At 60.8% G+C, this 15,812-nt stretch carries 12 protein-coding genes and 4 pseudogenes; 5 read left to right on the top strand and 11 right to left on the bottom strand.

Annotated elements, in window-relative coordinates; translation table 11 throughout:
- The first annotated feature begins 5 nt into the window (after positions 1-5).
- A complete protein-coding gene (locus tag OKW45_RS34820) occupies positions 6-1,058 on the top strand; it encodes a sensor histidine kinase (RefSeq protein WP_429473420.1) in 1,053 nt (350 codons plus the stop codon).
- A gap of 320 nt (positions 1,059-1,378) precedes the next feature.
- On the opposite strand, the gene OKW45_RS34815 is transcribed toward OKW45_RS34820, so the two are convergent.
- Positions 1,379-2,167, bottom strand: coding sequence for an HvfC/BufC N-terminal domain-containing protein (locus OKW45_RS34815; RefSeq protein ID WP_429473419.1), 789 nt, complete (start codon positions 2,165-2,167; stop codon positions 1,379-1,381).
- Positions 2,151-3,011, bottom strand: a complete 861-nt coding sequence (gene bufB, locus OKW45_RS34810; RefSeq protein WP_429473418.1) for an MNIO family bufferin maturase — start codon at positions 3,009-3,011, stop codon at positions 2,151-2,153. Before bufB ends, OKW45_RS34815 begins: the two co-directional genes overlap by 17 nt.
- A gap of 318 nt (positions 3,012-3,329) precedes the next feature.
- Here bufB and OKW45_RS34805 point away from each other — a divergent pair, with 318 nt between their 5' ends.
- Positions 3,330-4,559 carry a PAS domain-containing protein gene (locus tag OKW45_RS34805; RefSeq protein ID WP_429473417.1) on the top strand — a complete coding sequence of 410 codons (1,230 nt, stop codon included), beginning with the start codon at positions 3,330-3,332 and terminating at the stop codon, positions 4,557-4,559.
- Positions 4,560-4,698: 139 nt separating this feature from the next.
- Here the strand turns inward: OKW45_RS34805 and OKW45_RS34800 are convergent, their stop codons facing one another.
- The 6 genes and pseudogenes from OKW45_RS34800 to OKW45_RS34775 form a co-directional block, all read right to left on the bottom strand.
- The gene (locus OKW45_RS34800) at positions 4,699-4,914 is read right to left on the bottom strand and encodes a transposase domain-containing protein (RefSeq protein WP_429473416.1); all 216 of its coding nucleotides are present in this window, start codon (positions 4,912-4,914) and stop codon (positions 4,699-4,701) included.
- A gap of 339 nt (positions 4,915-5,253) precedes the next feature.
- Positions 5,254-6,812 (bottom strand): annotated as a pseudogene (gene tnpC, locus OKW45_RS34795) (IS66 family transposase).
- Between the two features lie 30 nt (positions 6,813-6,842).
- Positions 6,843-7,187 (bottom strand): IS66 family insertion sequence element accessory protein TnpB, encoded by a 345-nt coding sequence (tnpB, locus tag OKW45_RS34790; protein ID WP_429466265.1) that lies wholly within the window; start codon positions 7,185-7,187, stop codon positions 6,843-6,845.
- Positions 7,184-7,612, bottom strand: a complete 429-nt coding sequence (gene tnpA, locus OKW45_RS34785; protein WP_429466263.1) for an IS66-like element accessory protein TnpA — start codon at positions 7,610-7,612, stop codon at positions 7,184-7,186. Before tnpA ends, tnpB begins: the two co-directional genes overlap by 4 nt.
- A gap of 513 nt (positions 7,613-8,125) precedes the next feature.
- Entirely contained in the window at positions 8,126-9,607 is a 1,482-nt protein-coding gene (locus tag OKW45_RS34780) for an ISNCY family transposase (protein ID WP_429473415.1), read from the bottom strand.
- Between the two features lie 325 nt (positions 9,608-9,932).
- Positions 9,933-11,581, bottom strand: a pseudogene (locus tag OKW45_RS34775) (glycogen/starch/alpha-glucan phosphorylase); the annotation flags it as partial.
- A gap of 63 nt (positions 11,582-11,644) precedes the next feature.
- On the opposite strand from OKW45_RS34775, the gene OKW45_RS34770 reads away from it, so the two are divergent.
- A complete protein-coding gene (locus OKW45_RS34770) occupies positions 11,645-12,103 on the top strand; it encodes an amidohydrolase family protein (RefSeq protein WP_429473414.1) in 459 nt (152 codons plus the stop codon).
- Between the two features lie 397 nt (positions 12,104-12,500).
- On the opposite strand, the gene OKW45_RS34765 is transcribed toward OKW45_RS34770, so the two are convergent.
- Both OKW45_RS34765 and OKW45_RS34760 read right to left on the bottom strand, forming a co-directional pair.
- Positions 12,501-13,229 carry a LysR substrate-binding domain-containing protein gene (locus tag OKW45_RS34765; protein ID WP_429474010.1) on the bottom strand — a complete coding sequence of 243 codons (729 nt, stop codon included), beginning with the start codon at positions 13,227-13,229 and terminating at the stop codon, positions 12,501-12,503.
- Positions 13,230-13,241: 12 nt separating this feature from the next.
- Positions 13,242-13,415: pseudogene (locus tag OKW45_RS34760) on the bottom strand (LysR family transcriptional regulator); the annotation flags it as partial.
- A 209-nt stretch (positions 13,416-13,624) separates the two neighbouring features.
- Here OKW45_RS34760 and OKW45_RS34755 point away from each other — a divergent pair.
- Positions 13,625-14,701 (top strand): aldo/keto reductase, encoded by a 1,077-nt coding sequence (locus OKW45_RS34755; protein ID WP_429473413.1) that lies wholly within the window; start codon positions 13,625-13,627, stop codon positions 14,699-14,701.
- A gap of 48 nt (positions 14,702-14,749) precedes the next feature.
- A pseudogene (locus OKW45_RS34750) lies at positions 14,750-14,938 on the top strand (IS6 family transposase); the annotation flags it as partial.
- 416 nt (positions 14,939-15,354) lie between these two features.
- Here OKW45_RS34750 and OKW45_RS34745 read toward each other — a convergent pair.
- Positions 15,355-15,812, bottom strand: a 458-nt coding sequence (locus OKW45_RS34745; RefSeq protein WP_429473412.1) for a formate/nitrite transporter family protein, incomplete at its 5' end; no start/stop codon positions are given.

Raw genomic sequence — 15,812 nt, 5'->3', positions numbered from 1 at the left:
CGCTCATGTTCCGAACGCTGTACGGGAAGCTTGCGATTGTGCTGATGACGGTGTTCATCGCGATCAGCGCAATCATGATCCTCGCCTCGCAGAAGATGCTCGAGGCGCAGCGGCTCTTTGAGCTTGCCACCGACCTCATCATCGGTACGGTCGTGTTCAGCCTCATGGCGGCGTTGATCGTCTTCCGCTTTCTCACCATCCGGCTGCGCATCTTGTCGAAATCGATCGAAGCATTTCGTGCAAGTGGGTTCACGACGCCGGTGCCGCTCGCGCTGCCTGGCAATTTCGACGACGAAATCTATCGGCTGAGCACCGCATTTCAGGAAATGTCGGAGCGCATCGCCATGCAACTTGGCCTGCTCGCACAGGTTGACCGGCAGCGGCGTGAATTACTCGCGAACGTCTCGCACGACTTACGCACGCCGCTCGCGTCGATGCAGGGCTACCTCGAAACCATGCTGATCAGAGCCGACGAGTTGACGCCTGAAGAAAGGAATCGCTACCTGCAGATTGCGGTAAAGCACTGTGAGCGATTGGCCAGGCTGGTGCAAGATGTTTTCGAACTGACGAAACTCGAGGCACATGAAGTGACTCCTCAGATCGAGACCTTTCCGGTCGGTGAACTGGCGCAGGATGTCGTGCAGAAATTCGCGTTGAAGGCGCAGAAGCGGCAGCTCACGATAGTCACGAAGTGCGAGCCGGATTGTCCGCCCGTGCGCGCCGACATCGGCATGATCGAGCAGGTATTGGAAAACCTCATTGAGAACGCGATGCGCTATACGTCAGCCGGTGGTGAGATCGGCGTCGAGGTCCGGCCGGCGGGAGCGCGCGTCGAACTGCGTGTGCGCGATACCGGCCAAGGGATCCAGAGCGATGAACTTCGCAATATCTTCGATCGCTATTATCGCGTGGACCGGGCCGAGTTCGGCAGCACCGGCAACGCCGGGCTCGGGCTGGCAATCACGCGCCGTATCGTCGAACTGCATGGCGGAGACATTCAGGTCGAAAGCACGCCCGGGCTCGGCACGACGTTCATCGTCGATCTTGCGGTAGCGTGATGCGCGCGTGTTCTGTGGCGCACAACTCGAATACCTGTCCTTCCCGCAGTGCCTTCGGCAGGAACCGTCTGGCCATGCCGGTCGCTTATGACATCGTAACGGTGGGGTCGCACGGCTTCAGACGCGTCATGAAAACCTCAGCTGGAACCAGGCACAGATGATCCAGATGACTGTGCTTGAGAAATACAGCGTCAATGCGACAGCGCCTCGATTGACAGGTCGATCGCGCCCGTGCCCGCATCGATGAGCACATTGGTCTCGAGGAGCATGGCCGTCGTGTAGCAAGCCGGCGCCGATGCCGCCGCCGGATCCAGGCACCGTCAGCCTGACGATGAGTTCCCGGTATCGAAGTCGACGATCGTCGCTTCGAGGATGTGCTGCTGTATGAATGCCCCCAACGCGAAGGCATCGTCGACGAGCATGGCATTATCGTACGCATCTTCGACGCTCGCGCCTGCACAGAGCGACTGTAGCATCGCGAACACCGCCGGTTCGAGTGGCCGCGCTTCGACCACGAAGTTGCGACGCCGGATCAGCAGGAAGTCGCCGCCGCTATCAGCGTCCACATAGTCGGAGCCGGTGGCCGAGGGCTGATTGACGTACCAGATGCGTGACACAGGAAAGGGTGACGAGAGCAGACGGCAAGCGGGATTCAGCGTGAAGCGCAGCGTCGTGAAGCCGGCTTGCACGATTGCGGCAAGGCGGTCTATCGCGAGCGGCGCGTGGTCTGCGGCATGAAAGACCTCATGCATCGCCCATTCCAGCCTCGCGGTGTCGGGAAGGTAAGGGAGCGATGCCGCAGGAGCGAAGCCCGCGAGAAATGTTGGAAAGGTGGCGCCAAACCGATGCACGTCGCCGGTCGTCGACGGATGTTTGCCGATGTACTGGTCGGCGGCATAGGCAAAGAAGCGCTCGCCGACGAGCCGCTCGACAACCGGGAACACGTCACGCAACGCTTCCCTCAGGTTGTGATACGTGTTGTTGAAATAGACATTCAGCCGTTCGCCGGCAGCGGCGCCGCCTGTCAGCACGTGATCGCTCATGCGGGACCCGTCCTGACCGAAGATCGCCGCGGCAAAGTCGAGTTGAAGTTCACGCAGAGACGGCATGTTCATCTCCGAGGATGGCGCTGGCCCTGGCGGCTTCGTCGAGAAGGACAGCGAGTTCGGGAATATCGGTGTCCCATTCGATCAACGTCGGCACCAGCCCGAAGCGTTTCGCCGCGTGCCGGTAGAGCGCCCACACCGGCTCGGCGACGCGCTGTCCGTGCGTGTCGATCAGCAGGTCGCCGACACGGTCGAATCCAGCCAGGTGGATTTCTTTGACCGCGTGAACCGGCATCGCATCGAGATAGCGCACGGGTTCAATCCCGTGGTTCACTGCGTTGACGTGGACATTGTTGACATCGAGGAGGATCCCGCAGCCCGTGCTTGCTGCAAGCTCGGTGATGAACTCGTGCTCGGGGATCGTTGAGTGACGGAAGCGGATGTAACTCGAGACGTTCTCGACGAGAATCTGCCGGCCCAGGTAATCCTGCACTTCCTGAACATGCTCACGCACCACGGCGAGCGCCTCCTCCGTACAAGGCAGCGGCAGTAGGTCGTTCAGAAAACGTCCGGCGACCGCTCCCCAACTGAGATGTTCCGAGACGAGCCCAGGTTCGAAGCGCTCGACAAGTGCCCTCAGGCGCGTTAGATGGACCAGATCGAGGCGATCCGTCGTGCCAAGGGACAGGCCGACACCGTGCAGACTCAGTGGATAGGCGTTGCGAATCCGCTGGAGATAGTGCAGAGGCTGGCCGCCGTCACCGAAGTAGTTTTCGCTATGCACTTCCATCCAGCCAATCGCCGGCCGCTCCGACAGGATCTGCCAATAGTGCGGCGCGCGAAGTCCTATGCCGACGTCGCAGGGAATCGCAGCAGGCGCTTCAAATGGACTATTTAGCGGTTGCATCAGAATTCCCGTCGCTAGATTGGCTCGCCTGTGTACTTTCGCCTATAAAGATCACAAAATGATCACGACGCTGTTGCGTTTATGTCGCGATCGGCCGTGTGCCTATGCTGATGCTTACTGCACACCGGATCCGGGCCATCTTCGAAGGATTTGCATGACGGCCGAGGCACGCCCTGTCCACGCTGGCTTGCATCCGGCAACGCTCAAGCTGAAGTAGTCGCCGCCATCGTCTTCCGACGTGCGGTTTTCTGTCCAGGGACAATGCATATGGGCCTCAGACGAAAGCTGCTGCTTCCAATCGCTGTGTGCGGATTGCTTATGCTCGCTTATCTCGCGGTGGGCTGGGTGCCCGGCGCAGCAGAGCCGATTGCGACGCGAGTGGGCATCCTGATCGTCGTTGCCGCTGGATTGGTGCTGCTTCTGGCGGTCACCAGCGCGGCCATCGACGCGTACGTGCGGCGCCCGCTGGCCGCGATCGCGCAGGCGTATCCGGGCGAAAGTGCCCCCAACCCGCGCACCGACCCGCTTCCCCACGCGGCCAATGAGATTGAACAGGCCCGGACGACGCTCGATTCGCTCCACGGCAAGGTGGAGAATCTGGAGCATGCGCTTGAACTCGCGACGGAGCAGCGCAGACAGATCGACGTCGCGCTCAGATCAAGCGAAGAGCGCTACGTGCTCGCGATGCGCACAGCCGACGACGGCCTTTGGGAGTGGAATCTTCAGACTAATGACCTCGTCTTGTCGCCGCGCTGGAAAAGCATGCTCGGCTACGATGACGAGGAACTGCCGAACACACGACAGGGCTGGCTGCAGTGCATGCATCCGGCAGACGTTCCAGCAGTCGAGGCGGCGCTCAAGTCCCATCTGGACGGCGCGACGCCGCGCTATGAGCAACAGTTGCGGCTCCTGCATAAAGACGGCCGTTACCGCTGGGTGAGTTCGACTGGCAGCGTGATCCGCCACGCGAACGGCCGGCCGTCGCGCCTCGTCGCGCTCGATACGGACGTGACGCGCCTGAGGCGGATCGAGAATATTCTTCAGCATATCGTCGAAGGAACCTCGGGCACATGCGGCGAGGATTTTTTCCGTACGCTGGTGCGCCACTTCGCGGGCGCGCTCGATGTCTCATGCGCGTTCGTTACCGAGTGCAACGGCTGGCCGCCGAAGAGTGTCCACACGCTCGCATTCTGGTTTCAGGACAGCTTTCGCGATAACTTTGAGTTCGAACTTGCGGGCACGCCTTGCGAGGCGGTCTTCAACCTGAAGAGGCCCGCGTTTCATGCGACAGGGGTCGGCAAACTGTTTCCGCGCGATGAACAGTTCGACAGCTACTACGGACTTCCGATTTTCAACAGCGAGCGGCAGGTAGTCGGACACATAGCCTTCTTCGACGAAAAGGAAATGAAGGAAGAGGACGTGCTGATGGATTCCGTCTATTCGATCTTCACCGCGCGTGCGGCCGTGGAAATTGAACGCAAGATGGTGCTGGACCGCTTGACACGGGATTACGCCACGGCTGCCGGCACGCCAGCGATCAACCAATAAAAGCGTCGCCACCTATCTGATACAGATTGCGTGGAAGCGTTCCCGAACCGCGCCCGCCACGCTGAACACGGTAGTTACGCAACCGTGTGGTCAAAGAGAAATGACGGAAAACTGCCAACGCAAGGATGCATCCCAGTAGCTAAATCGCTCGAATTTTCCATTTGAACGCAAGTTTGCATCGAAACATGCCGAATTTGGATGGTCGGTTGCGTTGGAGCGCTAGTCTCGAAGGCAGGAGTGCTTCATAGTCATCGGCGCTTTTGGCAAGCGGCAGCGCGATGAACAAGTCACACAGGTAGCGGCACACGTCGATCCCGTTGGCCTCTGCCGTTTCGATGAGGCCGTACCGGCGCACTCCGCCGCATTCAGCGCGTTCTGTCTAGCAAATTTGTGAATATGCGATCGACGAAGCAAATCGGTGAATGTCGAATACGCCTGAATGGCCGAGCAGCAAACTTGTGAATGTGGGATTCAGGGGGCAAATCTGTGAATATCGAAGGAAAACTAGCCCGCATTCACATTTTAGCTGCGAAGCACTGCAAGTCATGAAATTACCGATCGCAGAGACTTGTGCGTGCATCGTGTGGCAATCGTCAGTCTTGCAGGCGCACCTGTCTGTGTTCCGTAAGCACCTCGCGACGGCCGTCCGCAACGCGGCGCCCGCGTGAGGCATGATCGGGAATCGGGTTACGTGTCAGCAGACGCCGATGGGCCAGACTGCCGAGGCAGCTTCGTGGCCACGTTCCAGCCCCCAGGGCAACAGTTCGTCGATGCGGTTAATGGGATGGTCAGCGATATGGGTCAGGACGTATTCGAGGTAGGCGCGCGGGTTGATCCCGTTGAGCTTGCATGTGCCGATCAGACCGTACATCGCGGCTGCCCGCTCGCCTCCGCTGTCGGAGCCGGCGAACAGGAAGTTCTTGCGGCCCAGACTCACACAGCGCAGCGCGTTTTCGGCCAGGGCGTTGCTGATCTCAGCACGACCCTCTTCGCAGTACAGCGCGAGCGCGTCCCACTGGTTGAGCGAGTAACGGATCGCTTTGGCCAGTTCGGATTTCTTCGACAGCGTTGCGAGCTTGTCCGTCATCCACGTCCTGATGGTCGCGAGCAGCGGCACGCTTTTCTCCTGCCGCACGCACAGCCGTTCAGCAGCGGGTTTGCCACGGATGTCCGCCTCGATGCCGTAAAGTCCACCGATCAGTTCGAGCACCTCTCGGGTCGCCTCGGTAGGCGTTCGGGCATGCACGTCGTAGGTAGGTACCGTCTCGCGTGGTCCCAGCATGCAGCTTCACGGATCTTGCCGCTCTCGTACAGTTCGTTGAAGCCACTGTAGGCGTCGGCCTGCAGGATGCCCTCGAATCCAGCGAGATGGGTCTGGGGGTGGATGCCTTTGCGGTCGGGCGAGTAAGCAAACCACACCGCGGCCGGTTCGGTCGAGCCCGAACGGGTGTCATCGCGCACATACACCCACAGTCGCCCGGTCCTTGTCTTCTTCCTGCCCGGTTCGAGCACCGGGATCGGCGTGTCATCCGCGTGCAGCTTCGACGGTGCCATCGTGTGGCGGCGCAGCGCCTCGGTCAGCGGCACGCAAAGGGCCTCGCACTGGCCGACCCAGCGTCCCATGCTGGCCGGATCCAGCTTCACGCCGTCGCGCGCGGCAATCTGCGACTGCCGGTACAACGGCGCGTGGTCAGCGTACTTCGAGACGAGGATGTCGGCCAGCAGGCTCGGATGGGCAATGCTGCGCGTGATCGGCAGGCCGGGCATGGGCGGCTGCGAGAAGTGGTGGCCGCACGGACAGACCGTCTTGCGCCGGATCGTGCGGATCACCTTGAACATTGCCGCGACGCGGGCGAGCTGCTCGGACACGTCTTCTCCGAGCGGCTGCATGGCGCTGCCGCACTTCGGGCAGGTCGCGTCGGCGTCGAGTACGCGTTCTTCGCGTGGCAGATGCGGCGGCAGCGCTTCTTTCGGCGATGCGTCGCCCACAGGCGTGCTCGCGCCTGATTCGTGGGCGCGTCGCACGTCAGCGACACCACGCTCACCGGTCAAGTCCTCGAGCGCGGTTTCGAGCCGCGCGACCTCCCGGTCCAACTGCTCGGACTTGCGTCCGAACTGCATGCGCTTGAGCCTGTCGATCTGCGCCTTGAGCTGCCCGATCTCCAGATCGCGTTCGGCAAGCTGGGCACGCGCCTCGACCAGCAAGGCCCGCAGGGTTGCAACATCGTCAGGAAGTTCAGCGCCGTTCGACATGTGGCGCAGTTTACGAGCCTTCCTCGCGGTTTACAACATCGACAGCGCAGCCGTACGACGCGGCTGCCGCCAATCGATGCCTTCGAGCAACCTCGACAGTTGCGCCGCCGTCAGATGGACCTTGCCGCCATCGGCGTGTGGCCAGACGAAGCGACCACGCTCAAGCCGCTTCGCAAGAAGCCAGAGCCCGTCTTCGGTCGCCCACATGACCTTCACGAGATCGCCGCGCCGGCCCCGGAAGATGAACACGTTGCCACCCAGCGGATTGTCCTCGAGCGCCGTCTGCACCTTTGCCGCCAGCCCCTGGAACCCGCAGCGCATGTCGGTGACGCCTGCCACCAGCCAGACGCGTGTACCCGTGGGTAGAGAGATCACGATCGCACGCTCCCCAGGACGACGCGTAGCGTGTCGGCGTCGACAACGCCGTTGACCTTGACTACCACGTCACCGAACCGGATCTCGATCGTCCCGGCTCGTGCAGTCCGGTTGCAGACGTCCCTTGCATCTGGGGGCATCGCCACGCGCTGCGGCGGCGTCTCATGAACCACCGCCACTGGAATCAGGCACGTCGTTTCCGCCTGCAATTGCTCGCGATAGCGACGCCGCCAGGCAAACAGCATGTTTGCATTGATGCCATTGTCCCGCGCCAGCTTCGCGACCGACGCACCAGGCTCACATGCCGCGGCCGCAAGCCGGCGTCGAAACTCGCGATCATAATTCGGGCGTCCCTTGCGGCTACCCGGCCTGGCTTCCGACTCTGTCACAGTGATGTCCATCAAATCGAAAATGATGGGCACCACTTTGATGTCGGTTCTCGCCGCCGTCTACGACGGTCGTCGTGAGGTGCTTACTGTGTTCCGTGTTTGCTATGAAGCACTTCCGAATACGCATGCTCCGGCGCGTGGTGGCTGTCGTTAGCGCGCGGCCCTCAAGTTGGGCTTTCATCGCATTCGTGGCGGCTCACTCCGGAGCATGGGCATACGGTTTTCATGCGGGTCTGTGCAACCGGAGCAAACGTATATGGTCACCGCTAGTACGGAGCATCGATATGCGGTCATCGCACTTTTGAGGCAAACCGAACATCTATGCTGCGGCCCACTGCATCCCAGTAGCTAAATCGCTCGAATTTTCCATTTGAACGCAAGTTTGCATCGAAACCTGCGGACTTTGGATGGCCGGTTGCGTTGGAGCGCTTAGAACACGACATTCTCATATTGCCGCTACAACACTTGTCGAGGCCATTCTGAAATGTCCGCTTTCTGGCTAAGTTGAAATGTCCGGGTTTAAGGGGTTTGTTTCTAACGCCTTTTGTCTCACACATTGTTGAAGGACGATGCCTGAACTGGCAGGGCGCTTACGTCTGTGTCGATCACCTTTGCAGACCGACGGCCAAGTTTGCGTGGTTGTTGCATTTGCCGCTGCTGCGACTGTTCCAGAATCACGCCATTGATATCGGCCTGCGTGAACTCGCGCTGTTTCTTCTTGCCGGGCGAGCTGCCTTCAGCTTTGGTCGCAACGCCGAGATGGGTTCGCGAAGGCGCTTTACCAATCCGGCTGTTGTCGCGTTGGGCCTGCATCGCCTGCGAGACCTGCAGCACGGGACCCAGCCGCTTGTGCTCAACGACCGCGCCCTGGTCAACTTCGGCCAGCCGGTCGTACTGCCGGCACGTCAGAACACGGTCGTCCGACCGCAGTTCGATCCGCCCGTCCGGATACTCCCAGACTTCGATATGCCGGCCGATCAGCTTCCGGTGCTCCGGCGTGTCCTTCAGCAGATACATGACCCGGTCGTACCGCACGGTCAACGACTTGCTCACCTTGCGCGGCTCGCGCCACGTGAACACCAGATCAAGATGCTCGTCAGCCCTGAGTGGGCGGTGAGCATCGAATCCGCTCTTCGGTGGCTTCGCGAAGCGCGCGTTGTAATTTGCCATGAAGGCAGGCGCATACGCATTGGCTCCGGCAGCCGTGCTGATGCCACGCAACCGCAGTTCCTTCACGAGACGATCCTGCAGCGTCAGGTGCGCGCGTTCCACGCGGCCCTTGGCGGGGCTCGAGTTCGCGCAGAACGTGTCAATGTTCAGCTCGTACATCGCGCGGCCGAAGTGGGTCACGCTGCTGCCATCCCTGTTCGCACCCGTCTTGCGAAACACGCTGTACTTGTCGCTGTAGAACGCGACGGGCTTGCCGTGGCGTTCAATGTACGCACGCGTCGCTTCAAAGTAGCTGAACGTCGATTCCGTGGCTGTGAAATGCAGCATCATCAGCCGGCTCGTTGCATCGTCCACATACACCAGCAGCGAGCAGGCCGGCGAGCGTTCCTCGAACCAGCGGTGATTGCTGCCGTCGATCCGGATCAGCTCGCCCAGACATGCACGCCGGGCACGCGGCTGGTAAATCTTCGGCGGCCGCTGCCGGCGGGGCACCCACAGACCTGCGTCCGTCATCAGGCGCCTGACCGTCTCCTTGGCAAGGCGAATGCCGTGCGATTCGTACAGTTTCTCGCACGCCAGCGTCGGTCCGAAATCGGCATAGCGGTCACGGATGATCGACAGCGCCTGATCCGCCTTCACTGGATCCAGCCTGTTGTTGCTGGGCTTCGCGCGCCGGCGCGATACGAGACCTGCCGGCCCATGCTCGCACAACCGGTCAACGAGGCGGCGAACCTGCCGCGTCGTCAGCCTGAGCCGTTCTGCCGCGCGCCACGGCTTGAGCCTGCCGTCGGCGACGTCCTGAATGACCTTGAACCTGTCCAGTTCGCGCATCGTCATCGTTATCAGTCCGGTCGCAGCCATCAAAGCCTCCCGCGCCGGAACACCGGCGGCCGGTCAGCTTACGCTGCGAAAAAGCGGACATTTGAACTTGGCTAAAAGCGGACATTACAACTTAGCCTCTACAACACTTGTCGTTGATAAATTACATTATGTCAAATTGCGGTTTTGCATCGTCGCGATGAAAGACGTGGGAAACGCATGACTGCATCTCCTTCCCGTCGTCGAATCAGCGCACCATGAAGCAGTTGCGGATCCTTGGGCCGATCAGCATTGCGGCTTAGATTTCAGAGACGCCGGAACCCAGATAGCCGAAGCGCTTGCCATCGGACGGGGCCAATACCATGGCTCAGGCGGAAGGACCGGTGCGGTGCCGGGGACTGTCAAGGGCAATTCTTACCGGGCAAATTTTCCAGATTCTTTCACAGTACTCATCAATCGCTCGATCGGACGAGAATTTGTCTGAGTGCGCCGTGTTGAGAATCGACATGCGCGTCCAGCGCCCGGGGTCCTGCCAAGCGGCGCTTACCCGGTCCTGGCAAGTCACATAGTCCGCATAGTCGGCGAGTACGAGAAATGGATCGACCTGCAGCAGGTTCTCGACGAGTGGGCGAAACGCCTGCGGGTCCCCGCGCAAAAAAATCCGCCAGCGATTAGATCGAGCGCTTCGCGCAACTCGGCATTGCTTTCGAGATGCACAGCGGGACGATACCCTTCGTGCTTGACCCGCTCTATCTGTTCAGCAGTCAGACCGAAGAGGAAAAAGTTCTCGTCGCCCACTACTTCGCGGATCTCGACGTTGGCACCGTCCAATGTTCCGACAGTGAGCGCGCCATTCATCATGAACTTCATGTTGCCGGTACCGGACGCTTCCTTGCCGGCGGTCGAGATCTGCTCGGACAAGTCGGCGGCCGGATAGATGAAGTGCGCGTTCTTCACATTGAAATTGGGAAAGAACACGACCTTCAGTCGGCCGTCCATGGCCGGATCGTTGTTCACGACTTCGGCCACGCCGGTGATCAATCGGATCATAAGCTTTGCCATCGCATAGCCTGGCGCCGCCTTCCCGCCAAAGATGAAACAGCGCGGTACGCTGTCCTGCCCGGGATTGAGGCGCAGACGCTGATAAAGCGTGACGATGTAAAGCGCGTTCAGGTGCTGACGCTTGTACTCGTGAATACGTTTGACCTGAATGTCGAACAGCGCATCGGGATCAAGGACGACGTCAGTGACGTTGCAGATCCATTGCGCCAAGACCTGCTTGTTCGATCGTTTGACCTCACGCCATTCCTCCTGGAAGCCCGAATCGTCAGCATGCGCGTCGAGATTCCGAAGCCGCCGGAGATCGGTGACCCACCCATCACCCACCGTCTCGTCAGGAAGCCGCGCGAGGCCCGGATTGCTGAGCAACATGAATCGGCGCGGTGTGACGCCGTTTGTAACGTTGTGGAAGCGCTCTGGCCACAGTTCAGCAAAATCCCGCAGTACAGTCTGTCTGAGCAGCGCGGAATGCAGCGCGGCCACACCATTGACAGCATGGCTGCCGATCGTCGACAGATGGGCCATGCGGACCCTCTTCTCCCCTCTCTCGTCGATCAGCGACATTCGCGCGATGCGGGCATCGTCACCGGGATGCCTTTGCCGAACCTCGTCGAGGAACCGGCGGTTGATCTCGTAGATGATTTCGAGCGGCCGAGGCAGCAGGCTTTGCAACAGTGCTATTCCCCACGTTTCAAGTGCCTCAGGTAGCAGTGTGTGATTGGTATAGGCGAACGTGCGGCGGGTGATGTCCCACGCCTCGTCCCATGGCACGAGACGTTCGTCCATCAGCAGGCGCATCAGTTCGGCTACCGCGATGGACGGGTGGGTGTCGTTCAACTGCGCGGTGAACATGTTCGCGAAGTGTTCCACCGGTTCCCGCCTGCGGTCAAACAGGCGCAGCATGTCCTGCAGCGAGCAGGATACGAAGAAATATTGCTGGGCCAGGCGCAATCGCTTTCGAAGATACGCGCCAACGACCATCCGCCCTGGTTATCGGCATCCGAAGCGCTGCGCGCGGGCATGGTGGGCGGAGCGAGCGCGCTCGGACTCGGCGGCCAGCTCGGCGCGATTGCGCCGGGATATCGTGCCGACCTGGTGGCGTATCGCACCGATACGATCAGCTTCACGCCGCTGACGGACCCGGTGTGCCAATTGGTCTACGCCGAACGCGGCGCGTCGATCGACAGCGTCTTCGTCGCAGGCGACGCCGTGTTGCGCAACGGAAGGCTCACCCGCGTCGACGAGCCGGCGCTTTTGCGTGAAATCAGCGCAGCCTACGAGGCGCTCAGCGCCGAGTTTGATCTCGCCGATGAATCGGTCGCGCCGCTGCGCGCCGAAATGGAACGGTGTACGCGCGGGCCAGACGCTGCATGCGGAGTGGGAACCCTATGCGGCGAAGCTAGCTCGCTGACGTGCGATGTCGCAGGCGCGGGTCGCGAACGCAAGTTTGCCCGATCTGCGTCGGAGTTCTCAATGTAGCTCCGCGCCGAACGATTGATAGTGCGCTCCACGCATCAGTTCGCCCCGCCCGCTTTGGCCGCGGCCTTCTTGCCCGCCCCTGGATTCGAATACCACGTGCATGTTGTGAATTTCGTCCACCTACAATCGCTCGATGTTGCCATGAGAGCCCGAGGGGCGCACGTCATGTTTGATAAGCCAGCACTGGATACTAACGAATGCCCCGCCTATCTCGCGTTGGCCGACGAACTGATTCGCTACGATACGACGAGCAGCCGATTAAATCTCGGCTTGATCGAAGCGATCCGGGACCGCCTTCGAACCCATCACATCGAAGCCTTGCGCCTCGCCCGATACGGTGTTGCTGCCTGGCTTTGCTTGCGAACGTTCCCAATAATTGCCCTGATGCAGTGGAGTGTCAGGTCGCCACTGCGGGTAATTTGAGCAAATCCAGAAAAGCACGGGCGACGGGCACGAGTGGTTCTGCGGCGCTGCCCTTGAAAACAGCCGCGAGTTCCCAGCACGGCTCCTCGGCTTCGCGCAGAGTCGCCGTGGCGATCGGCGCGCCACGGGTGTCGCGCACCCTGGCGGAGGCGACAGATTCCGGCACGATCGTTATCGCAAGCCCCTGCGCCGCCAATTCAAGCAACATCGGCATGTCGTTGACCTCGAAGCTGATCTGGCGCTGCAGCCCCGCGGCGGCAAAGCTTCGATCGACGAGCCGTCGCACGCTCCATTCTGGACGCAGATCGGCGAACGTTTCTTCGCAAAGATCCGCGAGCTTTAGCCCGTTAGCCCCCGCCAGTCGATGATGCGTCGCGCAGACGACGACCATTCCCTCACACGCGAACATTTGCGATCCGAGACCGTCCGGTGGCGAATCCGAGGGCTGGGTAAAAGCGAGGTCAAGACGTCCTTCCCGCACCTCGTCGATCAACGCGCGCGAGCCATCGAGTGTCAGATGGATATCGATCCCGCCGAACGCGGCCCGAAACCGCCCCAAGGTAGCAGGCAGATCGACATAAGGCGCGAGACCGTGAATGGCGCCAATGCTGAGCCGGCCGCGTGCGAGCCCGTGCACTTGCGTCACGGCGTGGCGCGCGTCGCGCGCGGCCGCGAGCACCCGCCGCGCTTGCGCGAACAGCACTTCGCCGGCAGGGGTGAAGTCGACTCGCCGCGTGCTGCGGATGAACAACGGTCCGCCCAGCTCGTCCTCCAGTAAGCGGATCGATGCGGACAAGCCGGACTGAACGAGGTTAAGTCGCCGCGCCGCGCGCGTGAAATGCCGCTCTTCTGCGACCGCTACGAAATGTTCCAGCTGCTTCAAGTCCACGTTAGCACCCTTCTCACCACAGACGATTAATCACGAAAACCGCACAATTGGATCATATCTTTCTATTGGAATGTTAAGTCGATCTTCGATATTGTCGGATGCTCCGGAGCGTCAGAGGACCACTGGGCACGAAGTGCTCGCGCAGTGGGGACTTAACGACCGCACCGCGGCCGTGGATTCCGGGCAACATTTATGGAGATTGCTTCATCATGGAATACCGTCAACTGGGCCGTTCGGGCCTGAAGGTGTCCACCATCACGCTAGGCACGATGACGATGGGCGGCAAGGGCAAATTCGCGAGCGTCGGCGAGGTTGGCCTCGACGATGCGCGCCGGCAGATCGACATGTGCATCGACGCGGGTGTCAACCTGATCGATACGGCAGATGTCTATTCCAATGGCGCGTCGGAGGAAATCGTCGGCGAAGCGCTCGGCGGCAAACGCAAAGGCGGCGTGCTGATCGCCACGAAGGCCCGCTTCCCGATGGGCGACGGTCCGAACGATCGGGGTCTGTCGCGGCATCATCTGATAGAGGCCTGCGAAGCGAGCCTGCGGCGCCTCAAGACCGACGTGATCGACCTTTATCAGGTGCACGAATGGGACGGACTCACGCCGCTGGAAGAAACGCTTGAAGCGCTCGATCTGCTGGTTCGGCACGGCAAGATCCGGTATGTCGGTTGCTCGAACTACTCCGGCTGGCATTTGATGAAGGCGTTGCACGTGAGCGAACGCGATCGTCTGCCGCGTTTTGTGAGCCAACAGATTCACTACACGCTCGAAGCACGCGAAGCGGAATACGAACTCGCGCCGATCGCGCTCGATCAAGGGCTCGGTATTCTTGTCTGGAGCCCGCTCGCTGGCGGCCTGCTGTCCGGCAAGCACCGCCGCGACACGTCGCCCGAGGGAACGCGCCAGCTCGCCGGCTGGACCGAGCCGCCGATCCGCGACGCGGAGCGCCTGTGGTCGATTGTCGACACACTGGTCGAGATTGCCGGCGAGCACGATGTCTCGGCCGCGCAGGTCGCGCTTGCGTGGACGCTCGGACGCCCCGCCGTCACCTCGGTCATTATCGGCGGACGTAACGAAACACAACTGCTCGACAACCTCGGCGCCGCGAATCTTACGTTGACCGCACAGCAGCGCGAGCGGCTCGACACGGTGAGCGCGCTGCCCCTGCTCTATCCATACTGGCATCAGCTACAGACGGCCCATGATCGCCTTGGGGCGCCTGACCTGTCGTTACTGGGACCGTATCTCGACGCACAGGGTCGGGCTCTGTCGCAGTAAGACGAATTGCGATGGTGAGCGTCCTTGAAACGAACGATGTAACCGACGATGAAAACGCCAAACGCCGCCGTGAGCAAGGTGCTCAAACGCCTTCACTATCGGTTGGATGTAATCCTGAAATAATGGCTGAGCGTGGAATCTCGGTGCAACATTCGATCGCGCACCGCTGGGCGATAAAACTGTTGCCGGTGCTGTGGAGAGGTCGTTTCGCCATCGCAGCGTCCCGTCGGCAAGAGCTGACGTGTCGATGAAACCTACATCAAGGTCAAGGGCCAATGGAAGGCAGTATGACTTTCCGTGAGGCAGAGGCTGGCCCGCCGTGAGGAATCAAACGCGGGTTAGCATGTCTGCCAGAGCCGCACGGTGTGGACAGGGCCACACCCGGCGATTTCCGGCACGGAGGCCAGCATAGAACACAATAGCACGGTGTACGTTGGACTCGATGTTCACAAGGAATCGATCACGGTCCGCGCTCACGGACCTCATGGGGGCACTGGACATCGGCACCGCTACCATTGTCGGCAGTTCGCGTGATTGCCGCCGCCTTTGCGAATCGCTTTCCGGAGGCGGACCGCTCGCTGGTTCTGTAGGCACCGAATTGTCGCGCGCGGACATCTGCGGGGCAAAGCGAAGTCCCGGGAAAAATCGCCGCGTCAGTTCGTGCGAACGCCGCTCGCGGATACGGCTGCGCGGGCTTTCGAAGGATGACCAAGACCGCTCTCTTGCAGCCAATAGCCAAGGCCGACGAAGATTCCACCACCGGCCAGATTGCCTAGCGTGACAAAAAGTTCGTTATGCAAAGCGCCGGCAAACGTGATGTTGGCCGGGTGCTGGCCGATTAGTGCAAGCGCGAACACGAACATGTTTGCGACGCTGTGCTCGAAGCCGCAGGCAACAAACGCAAACACGGGCCAAAAGATCAGTCCCAGCTTTGCACCGTCATTGTTCGTTCGAGCTGCCATCCAGATCGCCAGGCAGACAAGCCAGTTGCACAGGAGGCCCTTCGCGAACAGCGGGACCCCAGGCGTCGCCATCTTCGTCTCGACCGTCTTGAAGAAAATCTCTGAACCGTCGGTTAGCAGTACTCCCCCCCCGGCTGCGTGCAGTATCA

Origin of the sequence: Paraburkholderia lebeckiae (genome assembly GCF_050436225.1) — a bacterium.
GTDB lineage: Bacteria > Pseudomonadota > Gammaproteobacteria > Burkholderiales > Burkholderiaceae > Paraburkholderia > Paraburkholderia tuberum.
The sequence above is the reverse complement of the archived record's forward strand: the minus strand, read 5'-3'. Positions and strand labels throughout refer to the sequence as shown.